Below are 21,777 nucleotides of genomic sequence, written 5' to 3' on the forward strand. Positions count from 1 at the left end.
TTTTTATACGGATTTTTTAAGAGAAGAACTGAAATGCTACTATCTACCCTCGACCATATGAACGCCGTCGTCGCAACCGTCACCAACGTGGTGATGGTCGTGATTTCTGTCGTGGTCGTGCGAGGCTTAAGTGAGCCGGAGGGAAGGTTGTAAGCAGCAGTTTACATTCACAAAGTGTAGTTGTAACCCCCCACCGGCTCAGCCGGTGGGGGGTTTTTTATTATCATCAGGAAATTGTGAGGGTGCGAAAATGGAAATCAGCGGTGCTAAATTGGTTATTAAACTCTTGGAACAACAGGGGATTGAAATTGTTTGCGGTATCCCCGGTGGTTCCAACCTGCCCATCTACGATGCCTTAAGGGATAGCTCTATCAAGCATATCCTTGCCCGTCATGAGCAGGGGGCTGGGTTTATGGCTCAGGGTATGGCTCGAACTACCGGAAAGGCTGCCGTATGTATGGGCACTTCCGGTCCCGGCGTAACCAATCTACTCACCGCCATTGCCGATGCAAGGCTTGACTCCATTCCCGTGGTCGCAATTACCGGTCAGGTAACCAGTACTCTCATTGGGACGGATGCTTTCCAGGAGGTTGATACTTACGGCCTGACCATTCCTATTACCAAGCATAATTTTCTGGTTCAGTCCGCAGCCGATCTGCTGGAAATTATTCCCGAAGCTTTCAGGCTTGCTGAGTCCGGCAGACCCGGTCCTGTTGTTGTTGATATTCCTAAAGATGTTCAAAAAGAAATCATCGAGATTTCCGAAATTCCGAATGCTATTTTTCGGAAGCCGGAGAGAGCTGAAGGTGATGCAGAGTTGATCGAGAAAGCAGTAAGCATGATCAATAATGCCCGCAGGCCTATCATTTATGCCGGGGGTGGTGTTGTTGCTGCTGATGCTTCTGCCGATCTGCTTAAGTTTGCGCGCAGAAACTCCATTCCGGTTGTAACGACTCTTATGGGCCTTGGCGCATTTCCTCACGGAGATTCCAACTATCTGGGCATGCTCGGAATGCATGGTTCCCGTTCTACGAACATGGTTATGGAAGAAGCGGATTTGATTATTGCACTGGGCGTTCGTTTTGATGATAGGGCAGTTGGTAAAGCCTGCGAATTCTGCAAGCATGCCGATATACTGCATATTGATATCGACCGCTCTGAAATTGGGAAAATCAAGTCTTCCAACCTTTCCATTGTTGGTGATGTTGGACATGTTCTGCACGAACTGGTTGAAAAGGTTGAAGTTTCAATCAGGATCGGATGGAGTGCACGCATTGCGTCCATTCGGATGATGTACCCGGATATCCGTCCTGATGAGCAGGATACTTTCCACCCGCTCAACTTGATTCGGGTAATGGGCGAGACACTTCCCGATGATGCTATTATTACCACTGACGTAGGCCAGCACCAGATGTGGGTTGCGCAGGGGTATCCCTTCCGCAAGCCTCGGACTTTGCTGACTTCCGGCGGGCTCGGAACTATGGGCTTCGGTTTGCCTAATGCAATTGGTGCGGCTTTGGCTAAGCCGGACAAGAAGGTTGTCTGTGTTAGTGGTGACGGTTCTTTTCTTATGAACATTCAGGAGCTTGCCACCCTTGCTGAGCAGCGTTTGAACGTTAAGGTTCTGATCATGAACAACAATCGGTTGGGACTGGTTCGTCAGCAGCAGGAGTTGTTTTTTGAAGAGCGTTTCTTTGCTTCAACCTTTGAAAGCAATCCCGATTTTGCATCTATCGCCAGAGGGTTCGGGCTTCCTTCATTTGATCTCGGAGAGCAGGAAAATCCGGAATTGTTCCTGCGTAAGGTTCTGGGACAGGATGGACCGTGCGTAATCAATATCCCCATTAATTTTGAAAACAAGGTTCTCCCCATGGTTCCGCCTGAGTGCGCCAACAGGGAAATGATAGGAGGCTAGTCATGTGTAAGCATAATTTTGTTATTGATCTGTTGGTACGCAACCATGCGGGGGTAATGAGTCAGATTACCGGTCTTTTTTCCCGTAGAAACTTTAACCTTGAGGGAATTATCTGTGGCCCTGTTGGAGATGGCGGACAGAGCCGGATGATTCTTACCGTTGCCGATGACAGCAAGCTTGAACAGATCATGCTGCAACTTGAAAAATTATACGATGTGCTAAAAGTGGAGCAGGTTGAGGGGCATCCGCTCACTGAGGTTTTGAGTCAGCTTTAAAAAACAAATAAGGCCGGAGGTTATCCGGCCTTATTTATTCGTCATAAGAAAACTTTTGCTGTTTAGTATTTTCCAATCTTTAGTGGCTTTGCAGTAGAACCCGCCTTGGGTAAGCAGCTTTTTTATTAACCCGTTTTGGCGCATTTGTTTTATGCCCATTTGTAGAGCCTCGAATATCTTTTCACCATCAGGATGCTGTTTTGAAACAATAAAATGCCTGCTTTCAGTTAATGAAAATTTAATTCCCTCAACTGGGACAAGGGTTATCCCGTTTCGGGTTACGCTCAGGTCTTTTGAGTTGTGAAATCCCAGAGGAATCCAGTCAGCACGTCCAGCCTTGATCATTCTGAACAGGCAATCCATGGTGGGGCCTTTTTCAATTTCTTTTATTCCTAAATCCTTTAAGGTCTGACATTCATTTGACCAATGAATTCCAATTAAGGGTTTTCCTGCCTTTTTTAAGTCTTCAACCGTACGGACATTCAGGACTTTGTGATTGCCGGGAAGACAGAATATCCCTTTTTCAAATTCACCGTCTTTGATAACCGGGTCACTGACATATATTTTGTCTTTATATTTAAGGTGTTCAATAGAACTGAGGTTGAATAAATGTGAGCTGACAATTGCATTTCCTTTGATGAGTTCATCCTCTTCACGCCTTACATTGGGCGTTTGTATAAAATTCAGTTGCGCATTAACGCCACCTAGTTTGAGGGCATTTTTCAAGATCATCAGACTGGCAATACATCTGGTCTTTATTTCCGGCGGAAGCTGTCTTTCTGAAAGTGGAACTGATTTGGCTGAGTCGGGAAGGTTGTCGTATTTTTCAACTGCGTTTTTGGTTGTAGCAACTGCAACTAGCATTTTCCCCTTAGCTAATGCAGGGAAAGAGTAGACAACAGCCAGAAGGAAAGCTGTGCTAAATATGAGAGTTGCGTGATTCCTGCTCATTTGCCTGAAACCATTTTATTTTGTTAGTGCTGTTTGGTTAATGTTTGAATAATTTAATTAGTTTTGGTTTTGCACTAATGTCTGATGATAATCAAGTGTAAAATGTATATGGCTTGTGGGTTTTATTGTTTTGTTTTGTTATTACAGTGTGTAACATGTTAATATTTATTATGTCGATTTTGATACAATATGCATTGGAAGGACTTCAGTTATTCCATGTTCCAGTCCTTAAATGTAGGCGGAGTTGTGACGCATGCAAAGAGTTGTTTCCATTCACAGACGGCTGTCAGCTCAACTCCGCGTTGAATTATCGAAACAGGTTTGTCTGAAGACACAACGATAACGATTAGGTTATCGTGCTCGGCAGTGAATCGTAGTGCGGAGTTAAAACGTGCTCCTCTGGCCCTGTTTTCTCCTGATACGGCTTTACCGTCCAAAAGGCATGCGAAACCGTGCAGCTTTAAGTCCTTACAGATATGAACCGCTCCATCCAGTCTGGTCAATGACCGGGCAAGACCTCGTATTTCAGGTTCTCGCAGATTTAGTGGGGCTTCTATCGTCTGTCCGGCGATGGTTACCGGATCATCATTAAAGTCGATAACCAGCGTGCAGCCGTGGCTGCGATGGTTTGCAGTGGTAATCATCTGGGTGACCAGTTGGAAAAGGCTGTGACGCGTATCCGCACTGAGGTCCTGCTCCAGAAGGAATTCTTCTAGATGAACAAGGTTAGGCTTATAGTTAGTGGAAGAAAATTTAGCGTCAGCAAAACTGCATATTGTCTCAGTTCCTAGATAGACCATTCCCCAATCGCCCTTGAATTGCACGGAAATGGAATTGTTCGTTGGCGGAATTGCTGCAATTCCGACTATACATTTTCCGTCAGAAACCAGTTTACGGCTGGAGCTTTCCACGGACTGTAGTAATTTGCGGACATGCTTATGGTTTTTAAGGGAAGGCCTTTCATTTTCCGGGAATTTGGCCATGTATTTGATTGAATCAAGTTCCGAAGGTTCAATGAAGATCAGCTCCCCGCGTGCCCATGCACCTTCCTCGCGGGTTTTGGAAATGCCCAGAACTGAATCCAGAATCGGGTAAACTCGCAGCTGTGTGTCCCAGCCCATAATACGGTTACGCTGGTCTACAATGTAATCGCGCACAGCATGAGTGGAATATTCACGCAAAAGGTGACCTGAACTGTCTATGCGCAGAATGTTTTGGGTGGCAAAATCCTGCGAAAGCAGCAGGGCCGCATATTCCATCCAGCTCTCAGTGGGGCCGATAGAACACATATCCGGATGCTGCTCTGTAAACCAGCATTGGTAAAAGATACTGCTGGAACGGGCGCTGCATGTGATTAACCCTGCAAGAGCAAGGTCTTTGGTGCGGACAACTTCTATGAGTTTTGTGTTGTCATCATGGTTGCCGCCTTTGCGCCAGTCTTCGGAGTCGAGGTAATACTCCTTGAGTTTTGGCTGGTGTTCCCTGAGTAGGTCCTGCGGATCATAGATACGCAAAGGATCATCAGGTGTCACCGCATAAATAAGTGCTGTACGGCTATTGGATGAAAAGTGGGAAAGTCCGTCCCGCAGTCCGTCCATAATGTGAAAGATACACAGGTTGGCAAATGATTCTGAGCTCATAGAGTAATCCGCTGTTGAAGTTCAGGTTAGGCATATCTTATATTAATTGCCTCCCGTTTCCAACAGGAATTACTTCGTTTTTTTCTTCTTGGAGAACCTTTTGCCGTTGTCTTTACGGTTAAATTTTTTCCCTTCTCCGGAAGCATTTAGCCCATCATGGCGTTTGGTATTTTTCTTCCCCTTTTTATGTCTGGGGCTGGACTCCTGCGGTCTATCTGAGGACGGTTTTCTTTTACCCTGCTTACCTGCGCGCGGGTCCCGGCCCGGATCGGGAATGAGGATGCGGTGCTGCTTCAGACGCTGTGCATCTGTCTTTGCTACGTAAATTTTATTGCCCGCAGGGTCGGTTTCGCAATAGAACATGGCGGTGGCAACAGTGCCCGGAGTCGGGATGAAGCATTGCACCTGACGAGGCTTCCAACCGCGCGCGGCCAGCCATGAAGCCAGATGGCGCATGTCATTATCCGTACAGCCGGGAAAGGCGCTCATCAGGTAAGGGATTACGTATTGTTCTTTGCCAGCTTTTTTTGATTCTACGGCGAACATTTCCAGAAAGCTTTCAAAGATGGGCAGGTCCGGTTTGCGCATATGCTTGAGCACGGAAGGCGCAATGTGTTCCGGGGCAACTTTCAACTGACCGCCGACAAATTCCTTGAAAATATCCTTTAGGCTGGTCTTGTCCTTTTGACCCAAGTCGTAGCGTACACCGCTGGCAACACGCACATGTTTGATGCCGTCCATTTTCTGCGCATCACGTAATAGTTTCAGGTTTGCCTTCTGGTCATATTTGAAGTTGGGGCAGACCTTGGGAACGAGACAGCTTTTGCGTTTGCATTTACCTCGTTCAAGTGTGCAGTTCGCATTCCACATGTTGGCGCTGGGGCCGCCGATATCGGAAACGGAACCACGAAAATCAGGATGTTCCTGCATGCGCTTAAGCTCATTCATGATCGACTTTCTGCTTCGGGAACGGATATGCCGACCCTGATGCATGGCGATTGAGCAGAAGGAGCAGCCACCGCCGCAACCTCGGTGGGAGGTTATGCTGAATTCAATCATGTCCGCAGCCGGAATTCGGCCTTTATCTTTATAGATAGGGTGGGGCAATCGGGCGTAAGGCAGGCTATACAGCCAGTCCAGCTCCTCAGTGGAAAGATATTGTGAAGGCGGTGTAAGGACAACGTGGCGTTTATCAACCGGCTGAATAGCCCATGAATCACCGAAATGCACCTGCTCTTCAAGGGCGAGGGTGGCGGTCATCAGCTGATTGGCTTCTTCAACTATCTCTTGATGCGAGGGAAGTTCGATCAATTCTGCTTCGGAGTCTACATCTTCGGGGTTGCCCATGAAGGCAGTACCGGCAATGCCTTTCAGGTCCGCAGCAGAAGGCTCTTCCGCTTTGGATAGACGAATAGCTGCATCAAGCATGGCCCGTTCACCCATTCCGTAGACCAGCAGATCAGCTTTGCTATCCATAAGGACAGGTTTGCGGATTTTATCGGTCCAGAAATCATAATGAGAAATTCTCCTGAGGGAAGCCTCAATTCCTCCGATGATTACCGGGAGCCCCTTGAAGGCTTTTTTGATCAGGTTTGTATATATGATACATGCACGGTTGGGGCGTGCTCCGGCTTTGCCGCCGGGGGTGTAAGCATCATCGCTTCTTTTTTTGCGGAAAGAAGTATAGTGGGCGACCATGGAGTCCAGTGCACCGGCAGATACTCCTGCATAGAGACGCGGGCGTCCCAGTTCTTCCAGTGCCTTGGGATTGTTCCAATCCGGTTGGCAGACTATGGCTACTTTGAAACCGTGTGCGGAAAGAACTCTTCCCAGCAGCGGGATGCCGAAGCTTGGGTGATCGATATAGCTGTCACCGGATACAAGAATAATGTCCGGTCTATCCCATCCCAGCTTGTCCATTTCCTTTTTGGTCATGGGCAGGAATTCAGGCTGGGGCTGCTTTTTTGCGATAATGCTTTTTGTCATGGGGCATACATATAGCCGAACCCTGAAGCTGGCAAGGAACTTAATGCGTTATTTAAAGAGTAGGTTGATGTTTATATCTGCCAAGATAGCATAAGTTGACCGGAAGGTGGTCGGTGGGTAAAATCCCCAAATCAAAATTATAAAAATTGCCCAAGGAGGCATAATGAAACCGCTTCCATGCGTTTTGACTATTGCAGGTTCTGACTCCGGCGGGGGGGCCGGGATTCAGGCCGACCTTAAAGCTATTTCCATGGCCGGATGTTACGGTGCCAGCGCTATTACCGCGCTTACCGCCCAGAATACAACCGGGGTAACCGGAATTGAAGCTGTCTCTCCTGAGTTTGTAGCCCTCCAGATCGAAACGGTTTGCAGTGATATAAAAGTAAGTGCCGCTAAAACCGGAATGCTTTTTTCCGCTCCCATTATCAGGGCTGTTGGCGAAAGTTTGAAAGATAAAGACTTCCCGCTGGTTATCGATCCGGTATGCGTTGCAACCAGTGGAGCCAAGTTGCTGAAAGATGATGCAGTTGAGGCTATGAAGGAGATTTTTCCGCTGGCAGAGCTGCTCACTCCCAATGTGCCTGAAGCTGAACTTTTCACAGGGATGGAAATCAAGAGCCGTGAAGATGTGTTCAAGGCGATTGAAATTCTGCTGGAGATGGGACCGAAGGCCGTGCTTGTAAAGGGGGGGCATTTTGATTCCGTTGCAGCAACTGACTGGCTCGGTATTAAAGGGCAGCAGCCGATCCCTCTGATGCAGCAAAGGGTAAAGACCAAGAATAGCCACGGTACCGGATGTACGCTTTCCGCCACCATCGCTTCCGGTTTGGCAAAAGGTTATGATATGGTAACAGCCGTACGCAAGGCTCAGGAATATCTCAACCTTGCTTTGCGGGCCGGATTTGATCTCGGTGAGGGAAGCGGGCCGCCGAACCATCTTGCTCCCATGTTGATTGAAGAGATGAAGCAAGGGATTCTGTCTGATCTGCATGAATTCGGTTTACGCCTTGAATGTATGCAGGGCTTAAATGAATTAATCCCTGAGGTTCGCATGAATGTGTCTGCAGCCCTGCCGCATGCCGGGGATATCAACGATGTTGCTGCATTTAGCGGAAGAATTTCATGTACCCGCAAGGGCGAGGTAATGGTTTGCGGACATCCCGAATTCGGTGCCTCCAGCCATATTGCCAAAGTTCTGCTTTGTGCCCGTAAGTCGAACCCTCAAGTGAATTGTGCCGCCGGATTAAGACTAAATGAACGGATAATGGCCTCTGTTGCCGAGTGCGGATTTGTCGAAGCATGGTTTGACCGTGCAGACGAACCCGGAGAAATCCCCGGAACCGAAGAGAACACCCTTGAGTGGGGGACCTGCAAAGCCATGTCCGAACATCCCGAGCCGGAGATGATTGATGTGGTCTGCGATTCAGGCGCAAAGGGCGTTGAGCCGTGTCTGCGTCTTTTAGCAAAGGATTTTGAAGACATGGAAGCAAAGCTCAAAAAGCTGCTTGCGGCCATGTCCGGTTAATAGAAGTTGCCGTTTCTATAGAATTATTTTCGATTTTTGTTGACAAGTGATTGCCCTGCTTATATTAACGCAACGGCTGCACGGGACAGCGAGCTTTCATTTTTAAGCAATGTGAGCCGTTGTTCATTAAAAAGCCCATAATATTTGGTTGCGAGAGTGGCGGAATTGGTAGACGCACTAGATTTAGGATCTAGCGGCCTAGCCGTGAGAGTTCGAGTCTCTCCTTTCGCACCATTGCAAATATAAACACCCCCTTACAACATCATCCGCATAGATGTTTTAAGGGGGTGTTTTTGTGTGTGGGATTGAAAGGGAATGGGTTAATATATTTTTTTTATTATATTGATTGTGACTAAGCTGCATAATGTTAATAGTATAGCATTGATAGCAGTATATCTGATCACAGTGTTTGGTGCAAATTTGATAAGGAATCCTGCAGGAACGAATAGTATAGTTGCCGGTATAAAAAGGATGTCTTTTAATAGAAATTTAGCAGTGTTAGTATGAGTAAGTATGTCGCTAGGAAATATTGTAAATATCATATAAATTAATATAGTTACGAGCAGAGTAATTGCCACTTTATTGTGATTTTTAAAGTTTAGTGCTGGCTTTTTTGTTTTGAATTTGTCTATTATTACTTTAATTAATTCAACTTTGGCAATGCATAGAACAGAAGCTGCTAGTGAATATATGGTTAAAGCTGTTGTGAGTTTGATACTTTCATATTTTAGTTTGTCGGGCTTTGGTGTGATTTCAAATAAATTTTTGCTTATAGTGCTAAATTTTTCAAAGTTGTATTCTAAAAATATCTCTAGCAATAAAGAGTTAGCATAGAATACTGCGGAAGTTACAACAATAAAAGCAATAAGGTCTTTTTCGCTATATTGGTAATGCTTAACATCTAGTTCTCCCGTATGTTGACGTTGTTCGATTTCTTTTGATTTTTTAGTCTTTTTATTGCGTCCCATCTTAAGTCCTTTTTTTAGTATTCACACAAGCCTCCGAACCATGACACCCGGAGCAATTAAACTAATCTCATTGGGAATTTGCTGAATATTAAATTGTGGCGACAACTTACTCTATACTCTAACTACCAATAATTATTTAACATGGGTTACTTTTTGTAAAGTGTGAGTCTGCTCTTGAGCTAATTTTCAATCCTTGCATTTCCTTTCACCTAATGTATCCATACCCCCCATGAACCACCTAAAAAAATACGCAGATCAAGTTAAATTCATATCTGATGAAATGAAAGCAGGGCATATGACTATGGCGCAAGGAGCTATTCAGTTGCAGGCGGTGGCAACCCTTGCTGAACAGGATGCAGCTGAGACTGAAGATGAGCAGTATGCTGCTCGGCTGCGGAAGTTCGCGGAAATGATTTATGATGTGATTGATAAGATGAACCCGGAGCATCGGGTTATGCAGTAGCGTTTGTCTGTGGAGTGAATATTTAAAAAGCCCCTGTCTTGATAGGCAGGGGCTTTGTTTATTCTTGGGTCTGGTTTGATTGCATGATGACCGTCTGCTTGGTTGCGTTTCCGTTTTGGGGAGGCTCAACATTCTTCATGTGGAGGGAGAGTGAGATTCCCAGAATGATCAGGCCGGGCAGGATGTAGAATAGTCTCTTGGCTTTCTTGGCGTGCGCTATGATCACGCCGATGGAAGTTGCAAGCACCCCGATCTGGCCGAGTATGTCTACAAGCATAAACGGCTTACCTTCAGGTAGGGTTACAATATATACGATGATTGAAACTATGCAGTAGAGTGAAAAGAAAACGCCTAGTCCGCTCTGGCCTTTCTTTTTTGCATAAAATGATATTCCGATGATGCTCAGCAGTGTGAGTCCGGCTAGTACTATTGGAAGCAAGGTTAACCTCATTTTGTTTGTTGTTTATACATCCATTTTTCTGTGAAGTGGGTGAAACTGTCAAGTTAAGTTGGGAGAGTTGATAATTATGGATAATGTATTTTTGGGAGTGACTGTTTTGAGCGCTACTCTTCGTCTGTAATGATCTTCAAATGAAAATAATGATCTTTTTGATACAAAAACTGAATAATTTAATCCGTAATCATGAAATAGCCGTACAATATACGCTGAAAAAAAATATCTTGTACACAATGCACAGGATGGTTAAATAGTAGCCCCTTTTTACGTTTTAGGTTGTTTTTGTTTTCTTTACTTGTTCAAAAAGGATTTATTGTGATTCAGACTGAGACTTTGCTTACATTTGGTGTTTATCTGGTTTTCCTGCTTGCGGTGGGTTGGTATTTCTACAAACGCACTTCTAACATTGAAGGCTATATCCTCGGCGGACGTGGACTCGGCGGATGGGTTACCGCTCTTTCCGCACAGGCTAGTGATATGTCCGGCTGGCTGCTCATGGGGCTTCCTGGAGCTGTTTATCTCGGTGGTATGACCGAGGCTTGGATTGCTATCGGTCTTTTTGTGGGTACCGCGCTGAACTGGATTTTTGTGTCTGCCCGCTTGCGTGCTTATACCGAGATGACTGACACCCTCACAATCTCATCCTTTTTTGAAAAACGTTTTAATGATCCAACCAGTCTGCTTCGTGTCGGTTCTGCGGTCATTATTCTGATGTTCTTTACCATTTATTCTTCTTCCGGTCTGGTTGCTGCTGGTAAGCTCTTCGAATCCATGTTCAACATTGATTACTCTGTGGCTGTTATCACCGGGGCTGTCGTAATTGTTTCCTATACTTTTCTTGGCGGATTCATGGCTGTGTGCTGGACTGACTTCTTTCAGGGCGGTCTGATGTTCTTTGCCATTGTGCTTGTTCCGGTTCTTGGAACAATTGATAATGGCGGCATCTCTGTTATTGAAGCAGAAATGGCAGCCAAGAATATTTCCACCAGCCTTTTCCATAATGGAGCGGGAACACCTCTTTCCATTATCGCAGTAATTTCCACCATGGCTTGGGGGCTTGGTTATTTCGGTCAGCCGCATATCCTGACCCGTTTTATGGGTATCAGCTCTATCAAAGAGCTGCCTAAGGCTACAGCGGTCGCTCTTATCTGGGTTGTGATTTCCCTTGCCGGAGCAGTTGTTGTCGGTATGGTCGCTATTCCCATGTTTGACGGACTCCACGGCGGTGAGCAGGAAAAAGTTTTCATCTACATGATTTCCAAGCTCTTCAATCCTTGGGTGGGCGGTGTGCTGCTGGCTGCAATCCTGTCCGCGATTATGTCCACCATTGACTCCCAGCTTCTTGTTTCTTCTTCCGCTCTGACAGAGGATTTTTACAAGAAGATCCTGCGTCGTGATGCTTCTGAAAAAGAACTCATGCTCGTGGGACGCCTTTGCGTTCTGGTGATTTCAATCATTGCTATGAGTATGGCTCTGACTCCGGGTAACACTGTTCTCGGACTCGTTTCCTATGCTTGGGGCGGATTCGGTGCTGCTTTCGGTCCGGTTGTTCTCTTCTCGCTGTTCAGCAGGAAAACAACATGGATTTCCGCACTTTCCGGTATGATTGTCGGTACTCTTGTTCTTATTTTCTGGAAGGATGCAGGTCTTGGCGCAACTATGTATGAGATCGTTCCCGGATTCGTTGCAAACTTCCTGACCATCATGGCTGTGAATATGTTTGCTCCTCAGAAGGATGAACAGATTCTGGCTGATTTTGATAAGATGAAAGAGGCTCTTAAGAAATAAGAGCTTGTTGTTTAGCTTAGTTAAGTTTATAAGGCTCTGCCCGCTCTAGGGCAGGGCCTTTTTTTATTGAATCAAAGAGTGTAGGCTGATTCTTACTCGTCTGCATAGAATATATTTGGACAGTCATTTGTCCGGTGAGGTTAACATGTTGGATTTTGAACGTAAAAGTATTGTGTTGGTTACATGTCCCAAGAACTTCAGCCCGTATCTTGCGGAAGAGATGGGCAGGCTGGGCTACAAGGTCCGGGCAGAGCTTCCTGCGGGGGTAGAAACCAAGGCATCCCTGAATGACTGCATGCGCCTTAACCTCTGGGTGCGCTGCGGGCATAGGGTTATGTACCAGCTTAAGCGTTTCAAAGCCGATACTCCGGATCAGATGTACAATCAGGTTAAGGATATGGTCTGGGAGAAAATTCTTACCCCGGATAGCTACCTGTCCGTAACCTCGTCTGTTCGCACCGAGACTGTTAATGATTCCCGTTTCGCCAACGTAAAGGTTAAGGATGCTATTGTTGACCGCATTCGCGAGAAAACAGGACGTCGTCCTTCCTCAGGCCCGGATATGTCCGGTATTGTTGTTTTCCTGCATTGGAAAGACGATGAATGTACTGTTTATCTTGATACCTCAGGCGTGCCTCTTTCTCGCCGCGGTTACCGTAAATTCCCGGCCAAGGCTCCCTTACAGGAAACACTGGCTGCAACCCTGATCCGTGCTGCCAAATGGTACGGACGCGGGAATTTTGTTTCTCCCATGTGCGGTAGTGGAACCCTTGCTATTGAAGCTGCGCTCGTGGCTTTGAACGGTGCTCCCGGTTTGATGCGTGACAATTACGCGTTCATGAAAATTCCCGGATACAATCCTGAGTATTGGGACAACCTCTGCATTGACGCTGAAGACAGGGAACGTGATTCCATTGAAGGCAAGATCATTGCTACCGATATTGATCCTGAAGTAGTTGAAGCTGCAAGGAAGAATGCCCGTGCTGCCGGGGTAGAGCATCATATTGAGTTTGATGTGTGCGATTTCCGCGAAACTCAGGTCCCTGACGGGGGTGGTGTAGTTATCATGAACCCTGAATACGGGGAGCGTCTTGGAAGCAAAACCAAGCTTGAAAAGATCTATACAGCCATCGGTGATTTCCTGAAGAACAAGTGTCAGGGATACAAGGGTTATATTTTTACCGGAAATCTTGAGCTGGCTAAATTTATCGGTCTTAAGTCTTCGCAAAGATTAATTTTCTATAATGCCAAGATTGAATGCCGTCTGCTGGAATTTGAAATTTTTAAAGGCAGTCGCAAGTCTCGCTATTAAGATTTTTTCTTTAAAGTCTTGAAAATAATTTTTTTAGAAGTTAATTCCTAGCATGATAGTTGTGTAGTGATGCCTACAGCAGTTATCCGATTTTTTGTCTAAGTAATTATTTTGGGAAGTTAAGGAGATTTTTTATGCCCCGGATTCTCGTCGTAGATGATGATCCAATTTCACGTCAGGTTCTTAAAGCAATGCTTGAGAAAGAAGGGCACCTTGTTACGGAAGCCGAAGATGGAGTTAAGGCTGTAAAGGGGTACGACCGTAATCTGATCGATTTGGTTATCACAGATATTTTTATGCCTGAGAAAGAAGGCGTACAGACTGTCAGGGAATTGATGAAGGAAAACCCGGATATAAAGATTATCGCAGTGTCCGGCGGCAGTTCTTCTGCAAATTATGATTCGCTTGATTGGATTAAGATGTTTGGGGTGAAATACACTTTCACTAAACCTTTTAATGCTAATGCTATTTTGGCCGCTATAGATGACCTTCTCGGATCATAGTTTTGATTTATTCAGTTAAGGCGTATTCGCTTTATGGATGCCCTGATCTAAAGCTTGAAAAAATGGATAGGGCAGGCTTCGTATTGGAAGAAGCCTGCCTCCAAATATCTTATCAGTTATTTTAATTTTTCATCTCATCAATAAGATTGGTCATTATTATGGTCTGGTCTGATAATGTTTTGGCCGCTTCTTCAAAGTGGACCATGCCTTCTGCTGCCTGTTTTGATATTACGTCTACATCTTCAATACTTTTGTTGATTTCTTCACTGGTAGCTGATTGTTGTTCAGATGCTGTCGCTATCATTCTAACTTGATCACTTGCTTGTTCAACAAGTTTGACGATTTCATCCAGAGCTACGCCTGACATACCGGCCCGTTCGGTGACTTCGGCAATAGCTTTTACTGAAGTTTCAACATTGGAGATGTTTTTCTGAGTGCCTAGTTGAATACCGCGAATTGCTTCTCCTACTTCGGTCGTTGCGGTCATGGTTTTTTCTGCCAGTTTTCGTACTTCATCAGCAACAACGGCAAAGCCTCTTCCTGCTTCTCCTGCCCGGGCAGCTTCAATCGCTGCGTTTAAGGCCAGTAAGTTTGTCTGGTCCGCAATGTCGGTTATGACATTCATGACTTCGCCAATGCCTTCAGCTCTATGTCCAAGCGAGGTGACATCCTCTTTGAGTTTCAAAGCATTCTCTTGCACAAGGTTTACACCCTGTACAACCTCGCCTACAATTGCAGCTCCTTCTTCCGCTTTATCTCTTGCTAGGTTTGCGGTAGTGGCCGTATCCGTCGCATTTTTTGCTACTTCAAACACCGTTGTATTCATCTCTTCCATAGCCGTAGCTGTCTCACTTATTCGATGTGACTGTTCTCGTATTCCAAGGCTGGACTCCTCGATTTGTTCTCCAAGTTTATGCGACGCGTGATTGATGGTATCCACTACTTCTTCAAGTTGGGTGGCAGCTTGGATCATTCCTTCGGTCTTGGCTGTTTCCGCTTTTTGCTTGGCTTCGAGAGCTTCTGCTGTTGCAGCCTGAGCCTTTTCCTTTTCAATAGCTGCTTCATCTGATTTCCGCTCAGCTTCTCCTATAGTTTTTTTCAGATTGGAAATCATTGATACAAACACGCTGTATACACTTTGGGTGTCGCTTTGTGGCTGAAGCTCGACGTCCAGATTTCCAGAAGCGATGTGATGACTGACGCTGTATAGGTATCCGGGATCAATGCCAAGTTGTTTCAAAACCTTATTGAACAGCCAGATAATCATTATCGTAGCAGCTACAACGATAAGGAGATTGGCAACAAATATTATTTTCCAGAATGAGCTGATCTCCAAAGCATCCTGTACAGCTTTGAATGTTCTATTTTCCATTAGTACAAAGAATTCATCTACCGGTTTCATTATATTGGCTTTGTATCGGTGATAAGCAGCATCGTGTGTGAGTTGTCTGGACATTTCAAGGTCAGGTTCTTTTTTTACGGTAAACTGGCCTCTATCATCTTTGTAGAGGCCTTTTACTGCATTCATGGCGATCGTTTCATTTTCGACAAGTCCGTCTGAGTTGTTTTTGGCTTCTTCAAGCTTTTGAAGTTCCTTGTCAGTAAATCCGGCTTCTTTCATTAGGTCCAGCAATGCGATCTTTTTGGTGTCCGAACGTGGCTTTAAATCTCCAGCAGCAACAAAATCCCAATAAATACGATGGTATGACTCTGGTCGTGGCTTGTTGCCATTGCGGATATCTAAAATGTCAAAATATTGCTTTTCGTAACTAGGATCTCCCGTAACAACATATGTTCGTGCAAGTCTGGTCAAGTCGTCGGAACTTTGCCTCAATTCATCAGCAAGTAGATAGGATGTAAAACGTTTTTCATACGCAGCACTTACTTTTTGTTGAGATTGTGTTAGCTGGTGAAAAGAAATCATTAAACAGAGTAACGAAAATACAAGAAAACCTAACATAATCAAAAATTTTGAACGGACAGTCATTGCGCACCTCGTTAATGAATGATGGATACAACCTACAGAGTATATTATATTAGACGATATTTGCAACGTGTAATTTTTTTTCGCTACGGTTGTGCTAAGTTTTATTTTAACTGTATATGCTTGAATTTAAACTGCCATAGAGTGGGGGAGGTATGTCTGTATATTTTAGGATATTACAAAAGGTTGAGAACGGAGTTCTTTCCAAAAAATAGTGCCTTTATTGCGATGTTTATTGGCAATAATGCCGACTAGGATTCATGCTTTTTCTTTTTGAAAGTCTGCGTCAGCAGAATGAGGCATAATTTTAAACTTGCGTTTAATCTGTTGCATCTTCGCTCATCCTGCCGTATTCCATCTTTCAAAAAAGAACGGGAAATATTTAATGGCAGATAAACAAACATTTAGGGTTAAGCTTGAATTTGATGATGTAGGGCTGGCCAGCGTGCTGTTCGGTGCTCAGAACTCAAATCTTGATCTTATTTCACGTCAGTCCGGTGTCAGGATAGAGAGCAGGGGAAATTCCTTGCAACTCATTTCTGAAAATGAAGAACTCATTGATCCGGTAGCAAAGGCATTTAACCAGCTGTATAAGTTGCTGAAATCGGGCAAGGAGGTCTTCCCGCAGGATGTGGAAGCCGCTTACCGTATTCTCTGCCGTGACCCTAAGGCTGATTTGATCAAAATTTTCCGTGACGAGCTTTTTGCGGTATCGCCCAAAAAGACGCTTACGCCGAGAACTTTGACCCAGCGTGCTTATTTTTCCGCCATCCGCGAAAACGATATGGTTTTTTCGGTTGGCCCTGCTGGGACAGGTAAAACTTATCTTGCCGTAGCCATGGCTGTTTATGCCTTGCAACGCAAAGAAGTTAACAGGATCATTCTGACCCGTCCTGCTGTTGAAGCCGGGGAAAAGCTCGGTTTTCTGCCCGGTGACCTCGTGGATAAGGTTAATCCCTACATGCGGCCTCTCTATGATTCCCTGTACGACATGCTTGATATGGGTAAAGTGCAGGATATGATCGAGGAGAATATCATTGAAATTGCGCCGTTGGCCTTCATGCGCGGACGGACCCTTTCCAATGCATTTGTCATTCTTGATGAGGCACAGAACACGACACCAGAGCAGATGAAAATGTTCATCACTCGTCTGGGATTCGGTTCTAAGGCGGTCGTAACCGGTGATATCACCCAGATTGACCTGCCCAATCGTGAACCTTCCGGGCTGGTTGATGCTATCAATATTCTTCAAGACGTGCGCGGCATCAGCTTTATCAAGTTTGAGGATTCTGATGTTATCCGTCATCCGCTGGTGGCGCGGATCGTCAAAGCTTACGACTCCTACGAATGCAGAGGCAGTAAGTAATGGGCGTGAACTTGAGTATAGAGTGTTCTTCTGATGCGAATTTTCCCCTTGCGAAAAGGGAATTATTGCATATGGCGGACATGTTGCTCGAGGTTCTTGGGCTGGAAGGCTTTGACTTTGATCTTAAAATAGTCAATGATGCCGCCATTGCAGAAGTTAATGAAGAATTTTTGGGATGCGTAGGGCCGACCAATGTGCTCAGCTTCCCTTTTTCCGAGACACCAGATCTGGAAAAGAACAGTTTTTTAGGAGAGATAGTTTTGTCTGTGGATACACTTGCCCGTGAAACCCGTCTCTACGGCCAGCAGCCGGAAGAGCATACTGTAAGATTGCTTGCGCATGCGCTGTTGCATCTTGCCGGGTACGATCACGGTCCTGAAATGTACTCCCTTACTGACTCTGCTGTTGAATCCGTATCTCCTGAGGTCCGACAGCGAACCTCGGGTTGGCAATAGCTTAAAAGCCAACCCGTCCCTTTGCAGCATGATCCCGTCCGGGATTGTCCATATGCTGCGCATGAGCAAATCCCGTTTTTGTCCTCTTTCTTAGACCATGATCATATATTTATGGTTTACAATGGCGGGTCTTATAGGCAATAATTCCCGATTGCAATTTTTCATTGTCATTTAAGGCTCACCTCAAATATATCTGGAGTTTTACGATGATCAGACATCTTCTCAAAATTAATGATGTTCCCCGTTCAGAACTCGGCCAGCTCCTGCTTCGCGCAAAAGAGCTGAAAGATAATAAAATCAGGAATAACGCCCTTGAAGGGAAAACCGTTATTATGATTTTTGAAAAAGCTTCTACCCGTACCCGCGTATCATTTGACGTTGCTATTGAGCAGCTCGGTGGTCACTCTATTTTCATGACCCCTGCTGAATCTCAGCTCGGCAGAAGTGAGCCGCTGGAAGATACCGCACAGGTTCTTTCCCGCTATGCGGATGCGCTTGTTGTCCGTACTTTCGGACAGGATAAGGTACGTACCCTTGCTGAGTATGGTTCTGTTCCGGTCATCAACGCCCTGACTGACAGGTACCATCCTTGTCAGGTTTTGAGTGATATGCTGACTATCTATGAAAGAACTCCCGATCTTGAGAACGTTCACGTTGCTTGGGTCGGTGACGGTAACAACATGGCTCATTCCTGGATCAATGCTGCCATTTACTTCCCGTTCTACCTGACACTTGCTTTCCCTAAAGGATATGAGCCTGACCACGATATTCTTTCCCGTGCCTTGTCCATGGGCGCAAAGATCAACTTGAGCTATGATCCGGTTGAAGCTGTTAAAGGCGCGCACTACGTCAACACTGACGTTTTTGCTTCCATGGGTCAGGAAGAAGAGCAGAAGAAACGTGAACTCGCTTTTGCCGCTTATCAGGTAAATGACGAGCTGCTCAAGCACGCTGATCCCGATTGTAAAGTAATGCATTGCCTGCCCGCACACCGTGGCGAAGAAGTTACAGCTGAAGTTCTGGACGGTCCCAGATCAATCATTTTTGATCAGGCTGAAAACAGACTTCACATGCAGAAAGCTATCCTTGAATGGGCAGTTAACGGCATTGAAGTGGATTACGATGCAGTGGAAAAGCTGCTCGGACCAGTTCAGGCTGTTCCGCACATGCATACTATTGAATAAGAATAATTATATTTTTAAGGATTTATAAGATGAGTAAGATTGAAAAAGTAGTACTGGCATATTCCGGTGGTCTGGATACCTCCATCATTCTAAAATGGATCAAGCAAGAGTATAACTGCGAAGTTATTACCCTTACTGCCGACCTCGGTCAGGGCGAAGAGCTTGACGGTATTGAGGAAAAAGCACTCAAGACCGGTGCAACCAAGGCTTTTGTTGAAGATCTGCGTGAAGAATTTGCACGTGATTTCATTTTTCCCGCTTTCCGTGCCGGTGCCATCTACGAAGGTCGCTACCTGCTCGGTACCTCCATTGCCCGTCCTCTGATTGCCAAGAGAATGGTTGAGATTGCTGAAATGGAAGGCGCACAGGCTCTGGCTCACGGTGCAACCGGTAAAGGTAACGACCAGGTTCGTTTCGAACTGGGTGGCATGGGCATGAACCCAAGACTCAAGCACATCGCTCCTTGGCGTGAATGGGATCTGAAGTCCCGTACCGATCTCATGAAGTTTGCTGAAGCTAACGACATCGAGATTCCCAACACTCGTAAAAAACCTTGGTCCATGGATGCCAACATGCTGCACGTAAGTTTTGAAGGTGCAGAGCTGGAAGATCCGTGGAATGCTCCTTCCCCGGAATCTTACCGTTACTGCCGTCCCATTGAGGAAGCACCGGATGAGCCTGAAATCATCACCATTGATTTCGAAAAGGGTGATCCTGTTGCAATCAACGGTACTAAGTATTCCCCGGCTGCTTTGGTTGAAAAACTTAACGAACTGGGTGGTAAGCACGGTATCGGACGTGTGGATATGGTTGAGAACCGTTTCGTGGGCATGAAGTCCCGTGGCGTGTACGAAACCCCCGGTGGAACCATTATGCACATCGCACACCGCGACCTCGAAGGTCTTTGCATGGACCGCGAAGTTATGCACCTGCGTGACAGCCTGATCCCCAAATATGCTGAAATGATATACAATGGTTTCTGGTTCGCTCCTGAGCGTATCGCGTTGCAGGCAATGATCGATGAAACCCAGAAGACCGTAACCGGTACTGTAAGACTGAAGCTCTACAAGGGTAACGCAATTCCCGAAGGCCGTAAGTCTCCTTACTCTCTGTACCGTGAAGATCTCGCTACTTTCGAAGAAGACGAAGTATACAACCAGAAAGATGCTGAAGGCTTTATCAAGCTGGTTGGTCTGCGTCTGAAAGGCAAGACTTCTTCCGGTTCCGAATGGATTAAAGAAGGCGACGTCGAAGACTTAGATTAGTAATGTCTTTAATTGCCTGGACGGACGCAAGTTCGTCCGGGTTTTGAATATTTTCGCCTGTTCCGGCTCATTCGCTGACGACAGGCGTTTTCTTTGATAAAAGAAAAATCGTGTCGCCTTAAAAAGGGGATACGGAATTAAAAAATTTCGCAACAATAAAGGTCTCCAGCGGCGAAGCCCCGTCGAATGATTTTGAAAGGGATGGGGTCTGGGGAAGGGAAAACTTTTGCAAAAGTTTTCCCTTCCCCAGCCGCCGGAGGCATCCGAGGATCCAAATGGCAGATAATAAATTATGGGGTGGCAGATTTGCTGCCAAGACCGCACAGTCTGTTGAAGATTACACTGAATCCGTAAGCTACGACCAGAATCTGTACCGCGAAGATATTTCCGGCTCTCAGGCTCATGCCAAGATGCTCGCAGAGCAGGGCGTGCTGACCGCTGAAGAAGCCGAAATTCTGGTTAAAGGTCTCGATCAGGTGCTGGAAGAGATTGAATCCGGCAAATTTGAATGGAAAAAGGAGATGGAAGATCTCCATATGAATATCGAAAGCAGGCTGACTGAGATTGTCGGACCTGTAGGCGGTAAACTTCATACTGGCCGCAGCCGTAACGATCAGGTTGCCACCGACTTTCGTTTGCACGTGCTCCGTTCCTTGGAAGCATGGAAAACCGCTCTTGAAAAGCTGATCGCATCTTTCACTGCCAAGGCTGATGCAAATAGGGAAGTTCTGCTTCCCGGTTACACTCATCTCCAGCCCGCACAGCCTGTAAGTCTCGCTCATCACATGCTGGCTTATGCATGGATGTTCAAGCGTGACCACAGCAGGGTAGTGGATTGCATTAATAGGGCTAACGTTTGCCCGCTCGGTGCTGCCGCTCTTGCCGGTACCACTTACCCGCTCAAGCCTGCGACTTCTGCAAAGTACCTCGGTATGGAAGACACCTTCCGTAATAGTCTCGATGCTGTTTCCGACCGTGATTTCGTAATGGAAGCCATGTTTACCGGAAGTCTGATCATGACTCACTTGAGCCGTATCTGCGAAGAACTGATCATCTGGGCCAACCCCTGCTTCGGATTTATCAAGCTGCCTGATGAATTTTCCACCGGATCTTCCATCATGCCTCAGAAGAAAAACCCCGATGTATGCGAACTCATGCGCGGTAAGACCGGACGGGTATACGGCGATCTTTTCTCGCTGATGACCACTTGTAAGGGATTGCCGCTGGCCTATAACCGCGACATGCAGGAAGACAAAGAGCCTTTCTTTGATTGTGATAAGACCGTGCATGCTTCCGTGGTTATTATGGCTGATATGATGGATGCAATGGGCTTTAATCCCGCAAACATGGAATCCGCCCTTAAGAAAGGTTTTCTCAATGCTACTGAGTTGGCTGATTATCTCGTGGGTAAGGGAATTCCTTTCCGCGAAGCTCACCACATCACCGGTTCTGCGGTTGCTAAGGCAGAAGCGGAGAGCAGAGGACTTGAGGATATGAGTCTTGAAGAGCTGAAGACTTTCTCTGATAAAATCGAAGAAGATGTCTTTGAAGTACTTTCCTACGAAGCAGCAGTAAGACGAAGGGTTTCACCCGGAAGCACCGGACCGGAATCCGTTGATTCTCAGATTGCTGAGCTTAAAGCATGGCTTAAGAAATAGCCTGTTTTCATTAATAAGATTAAAGGCCGGAATAATTGTATGATTTTACAATTATTCCGGCCCTTTTTTTTGGGACAATTTG

General features: G+C 45.9%; 18 protein-coding genes and 1 tRNA gene. 13 read left to right on the forward strand and 6 right to left on the reverse strand.

Going from position 1 to position 21,777, the window contains the following annotated elements; genetic code table 11:
- The first annotated feature begins 250 nt into the window (after positions 1–250).
- On the forward strand, positions 251–1,915 hold the full coding sequence (ilvB, locus tag DESAL_RS08850) for a biosynthetic-type acetolactate synthase large subunit (RefSeq protein WP_015851647.1): 1,665 nt from the start codon (positions 251–253) through the stop codon (positions 1,913–1,915).
- A gap of 2 nt (positions 1,916–1,917) precedes the next feature.
- Positions 1,918–2,190 (forward strand): acetolactate synthase small subunit, encoded by a 273-nt coding sequence (gene ilvN / locus DESAL_RS08855; protein WP_015851648.1) that lies wholly within the window; start codon positions 1,918–1,920, stop codon positions 2,188–2,190.
- A 30-nt stretch (positions 2,191–2,220) separates the two neighbouring features.
- Here the strand turns inward: ilvN and DESAL_RS08860 are convergent, their stop codons facing one another.
- From DESAL_RS08860 to DESAL_RS08870, 3 genes are all read right to left on the reverse strand, one after another.
- Positions 2,221–2,922 (reverse strand): hypothetical protein, encoded by a 702-nt coding sequence (locus tag DESAL_RS08860; protein WP_157046937.1) that lies wholly within the window; start codon positions 2,920–2,922, stop codon positions 2,221–2,223.
- A gap of 428 nt (positions 2,923–3,350) precedes the next feature.
- Positions 3,351–4,781: a DNA integrity scanning protein DisA nucleotide-binding domain protein gene (locus DESAL_RS08865; RefSeq protein WP_015851650.1), complete on the reverse strand. Its 1,431-nt coding sequence runs from the start codon at positions 4,779–4,781 to the stop codon at positions 3,351–3,353.
- A gap of 69 nt (positions 4,782–4,850) precedes the next feature.
- Entirely contained in the window at positions 4,851–6,767 is a 1,917-nt protein-coding gene (locus DESAL_RS08870) for a YgiQ family radical SAM protein (protein ID WP_015851651.1), read from the reverse strand.
- Between the two features lie 163 nt (positions 6,768–6,930).
- On the opposite strand from DESAL_RS08870, the gene thiD reads away from it, so the two are divergent.
- Together thiD and DESAL_RS08880 are read left to right on the forward strand one after the other, a co-directional pair.
- Positions 6,931–8,292: a bifunctional hydroxymethylpyrimidine kinase/phosphomethylpyrimidine kinase gene (gene thiD / locus DESAL_RS08875; protein ID WP_015851652.1), complete on the forward strand. Its 1,362-nt coding sequence runs from the start codon at positions 6,931–6,933 to the stop codon at positions 8,290–8,292.
- A gap of 150 nt (positions 8,293–8,442) precedes the next feature.
- Positions 8,443–8,526: transfer RNA gene (locus tag DESAL_RS08880), tRNA-Leu, on the forward strand.
- A gap of 86 nt (positions 8,527–8,612) precedes the next feature.
- Here the strand turns inward: DESAL_RS08880 and DESAL_RS08885 are convergent.
- Positions 8,613–9,260, reverse strand: a complete 648-nt coding sequence (locus DESAL_RS08885; protein ID WP_015851653.1) for a hypothetical protein — start codon at positions 9,258–9,260, stop codon at positions 8,613–8,615.
- A 295-nt stretch (positions 9,261–9,555) separates the two neighbouring features.
- On the opposite strand from DESAL_RS08885, the gene DESAL_RS08890 reads away from it, so the two are divergent.
- Positions 9,556–9,723, forward strand: coding sequence for a hypothetical protein (locus tag DESAL_RS08890; protein WP_015851654.1), 168 nt, complete (start codon positions 9,556–9,558; stop codon positions 9,721–9,723).
- Positions 9,724–9,781: 58 nt separating this feature from the next.
- Here the strand turns inward: DESAL_RS08890 and DESAL_RS08895 are convergent, their stop codons facing one another.
- Positions 9,782–10,162, reverse strand: a complete 381-nt coding sequence (locus DESAL_RS08895; protein ID WP_015851655.1) for a hypothetical protein — start codon at positions 10,160–10,162, stop codon at positions 9,782–9,784.
- Between the two features lie 333 nt (positions 10,163–10,495).
- Here DESAL_RS08895 and putP point away from each other — a divergent pair, with 333 nt between their 5' ends.
- From putP to DESAL_RS08910, 3 genes are all read left to right on the forward strand, one after another.
- On the forward strand, positions 10,496–11,968 hold the full coding sequence (gene putP / locus DESAL_RS08900; RefSeq protein WP_015851656.1) for a sodium/proline symporter PutP: 1,473 nt from the start codon (positions 10,496–10,498) through the stop codon (positions 11,966–11,968).
- 145 nt (positions 11,969–12,113) lie between these two features.
- Complete coding sequence (locus DESAL_RS08905; protein ID WP_015851657.1) at positions 12,114–13,280, forward strand: THUMP domain-containing class I SAM-dependent RNA methyltransferase; 1,167 nt, start codon at positions 12,114–12,116, stop codon at positions 13,278–13,280.
- Positions 13,281–13,414: 134 nt separating this feature from the next.
- A complete protein-coding gene (locus tag DESAL_RS08910; RefSeq protein WP_015851658.1) occupies positions 13,415–13,783 on the forward strand; it encodes a response regulator in 369 nt (122 codons plus the stop codon).
- Positions 13,784–13,904: 121 nt separating this feature from the next.
- On the opposite strand, the gene DESAL_RS08915 is transcribed toward DESAL_RS08910, so the two are convergent.
- A complete protein-coding gene (locus DESAL_RS08915; protein ID WP_015851659.1) occupies positions 13,905–15,770 on the reverse strand; it encodes a methyl-accepting chemotaxis protein in 1,866 nt (621 codons plus the stop codon).
- Positions 15,771–16,152: 382 nt separating this feature from the next.
- Between DESAL_RS08915 and DESAL_RS08920 the strand changes: the two genes are divergently transcribed.
- The 5 genes from DESAL_RS08920 to argH all read left to right on the forward strand — a co-directional run bounded on the left by DESAL_RS08920 (position 16,153) and on the right by argH (position 21,695).
- Positions 16,153–17,133, forward strand: a complete 981-nt coding sequence (locus DESAL_RS08920; RefSeq protein ID WP_015851660.1) for a PhoH family protein — start codon at positions 16,153–16,155, stop codon at positions 17,131–17,133.
- On the forward strand, positions 17,133–17,588 hold the full coding sequence (ybeY, locus tag DESAL_RS08925) for an rRNA maturation RNase YbeY (RefSeq protein ID WP_015851661.1): 456 nt from the start codon (positions 17,133–17,135) through the stop codon (positions 17,586–17,588). The genes DESAL_RS08920 and ybeY overlap by 1 nt, the downstream gene beginning before the upstream one ends.
- Positions 17,589–17,794: 206 nt before the next feature.
- Complete coding sequence (argF, locus tag DESAL_RS08930) at positions 17,795–18,772, forward strand: ornithine carbamoyltransferase (RefSeq protein WP_015851662.1); 978 nt, start codon at positions 17,795–17,797, stop codon at positions 18,770–18,772.
- A 29-nt stretch (positions 18,773–18,801) separates the two neighbouring features.
- A complete protein-coding gene (locus DESAL_RS08935) occupies positions 18,802–20,037 on the forward strand; it encodes an argininosuccinate synthase (RefSeq protein ID WP_015851663.1) in 1,236 nt (411 codons plus the stop codon).
- A gap of 275 nt (positions 20,038–20,312) precedes the next feature.
- The gene (gene argH / locus DESAL_RS08940; protein ID WP_015851664.1) at positions 20,313–21,695 is read left to right on the forward strand and encodes an argininosuccinate lyase; all 1,383 of its coding nucleotides are present in this window, start codon (positions 20,313–20,315) and stop codon (positions 21,693–21,695) included.
- The last annotated feature ends 82 nt before the right edge of the window (positions 21,696–21,777 follow it).

This window comes from Maridesulfovibrio salexigens DSM 2638, assembly GCF_000023445.1.
GTDB classification, from domain to species: Bacteria; Desulfobacterota; Desulfovibrionia; order Desulfovibrionales; family Desulfovibrionaceae; genus Maridesulfovibrio; species Maridesulfovibrio salexigens.

Excerpts from the sequence above, each read along its gene's own strand:
- ilvB (WP_015851647.1), top strand. The coding sequence starts at position 251 with ATGGAAATCAGCGGTGCTAAATTGGTTATTAAACTCTTGGAACAACAG.
- ilvN (WP_015851648.1), top strand. The coding sequence starts at position 1,918 with ATGTGTAAGCATAATTTTGTTATTGATCTGTTGGTACGCAACCATGCG.
- DESAL_RS08860 (WP_157046937.1), bottom strand. The coding sequence starts at position 2,922 with ATGATCTTGAAAAATGCCCTCAAACTAGGTGGCGTTAATGCGCAACTG.
- DESAL_RS08865 (WP_015851650.1), bottom strand. The coding sequence starts at position 4,781 with ATGAGCTCAGAATCATTTGCCAACCTGTGTATCTTTCACATTATGGAC.
- DESAL_RS08870 (WP_015851651.1), bottom strand. The coding sequence starts at position 6,767 with ATGACAAAAAGCATTATCGCAAAAAAGCAGCCCCAGCCTGAATTCCTG.
- thiD (WP_015851652.1), top strand. The coding sequence starts at position 6,931 with ATGAAACCGCTTCCATGCGTTTTGACTATTGCAGGTTCTGACTCCGGC.
- DESAL_RS08885 (WP_015851653.1), bottom strand. The coding sequence starts at position 9,260 with ATGGGACGCAATAAAAAGACTAAAAAATCAAAAGAAATCGAACAACGT.
- DESAL_RS08890 (WP_015851654.1), top strand. The coding sequence starts at position 9,556 with ATGACTATGGCGCAAGGAGCTATTCAGTTGCAGGCGGTGGCAACCCTT.
- DESAL_RS08905 (WP_015851657.1), top strand. The coding sequence starts at position 12,114 with ATGTTGGATTTTGAACGTAAAAGTATTGTGTTGGTTACATGTCCCAAG.
- DESAL_RS08910 (WP_015851658.1), top strand. The coding sequence starts at position 13,415 with ATGCCCCGGATTCTCGTCGTAGATGATGATCCAATTTCACGTCAGGTT.
- DESAL_RS08915 (WP_015851659.1), bottom strand. The coding sequence starts at position 15,770 with ATGACTGTCCGTTCAAAATTTTTGATTATGTTAGGTTTTCTTGTATTT.
- DESAL_RS08920 (WP_015851660.1), top strand. The coding sequence starts at position 16,153 with ATGGCAGATAAACAAACATTTAGGGTTAAGCTTGAATTTGATGATGTA.
- ybeY (WP_015851661.1), top strand. The coding sequence starts at position 17,133 with ATGGGCGTGAACTTGAGTATAGAGTGTTCTTCTGATGCGAATTTTCCC.
- argF (WP_015851662.1), top strand. The coding sequence starts at position 17,795 with ATGATCAGACATCTTCTCAAAATTAATGATGTTCCCCGTTCAGAACTC.
- DESAL_RS08935 (WP_015851663.1), top strand. The coding sequence starts at position 18,802 with ATGAGTAAGATTGAAAAAGTAGTACTGGCATATTCCGGTGGTCTGGAT.
- argH (WP_015851664.1), top strand. The coding sequence starts at position 20,313 with ATGGCAGATAATAAATTATGGGGTGGCAGATTTGCTGCCAAGACCGCA.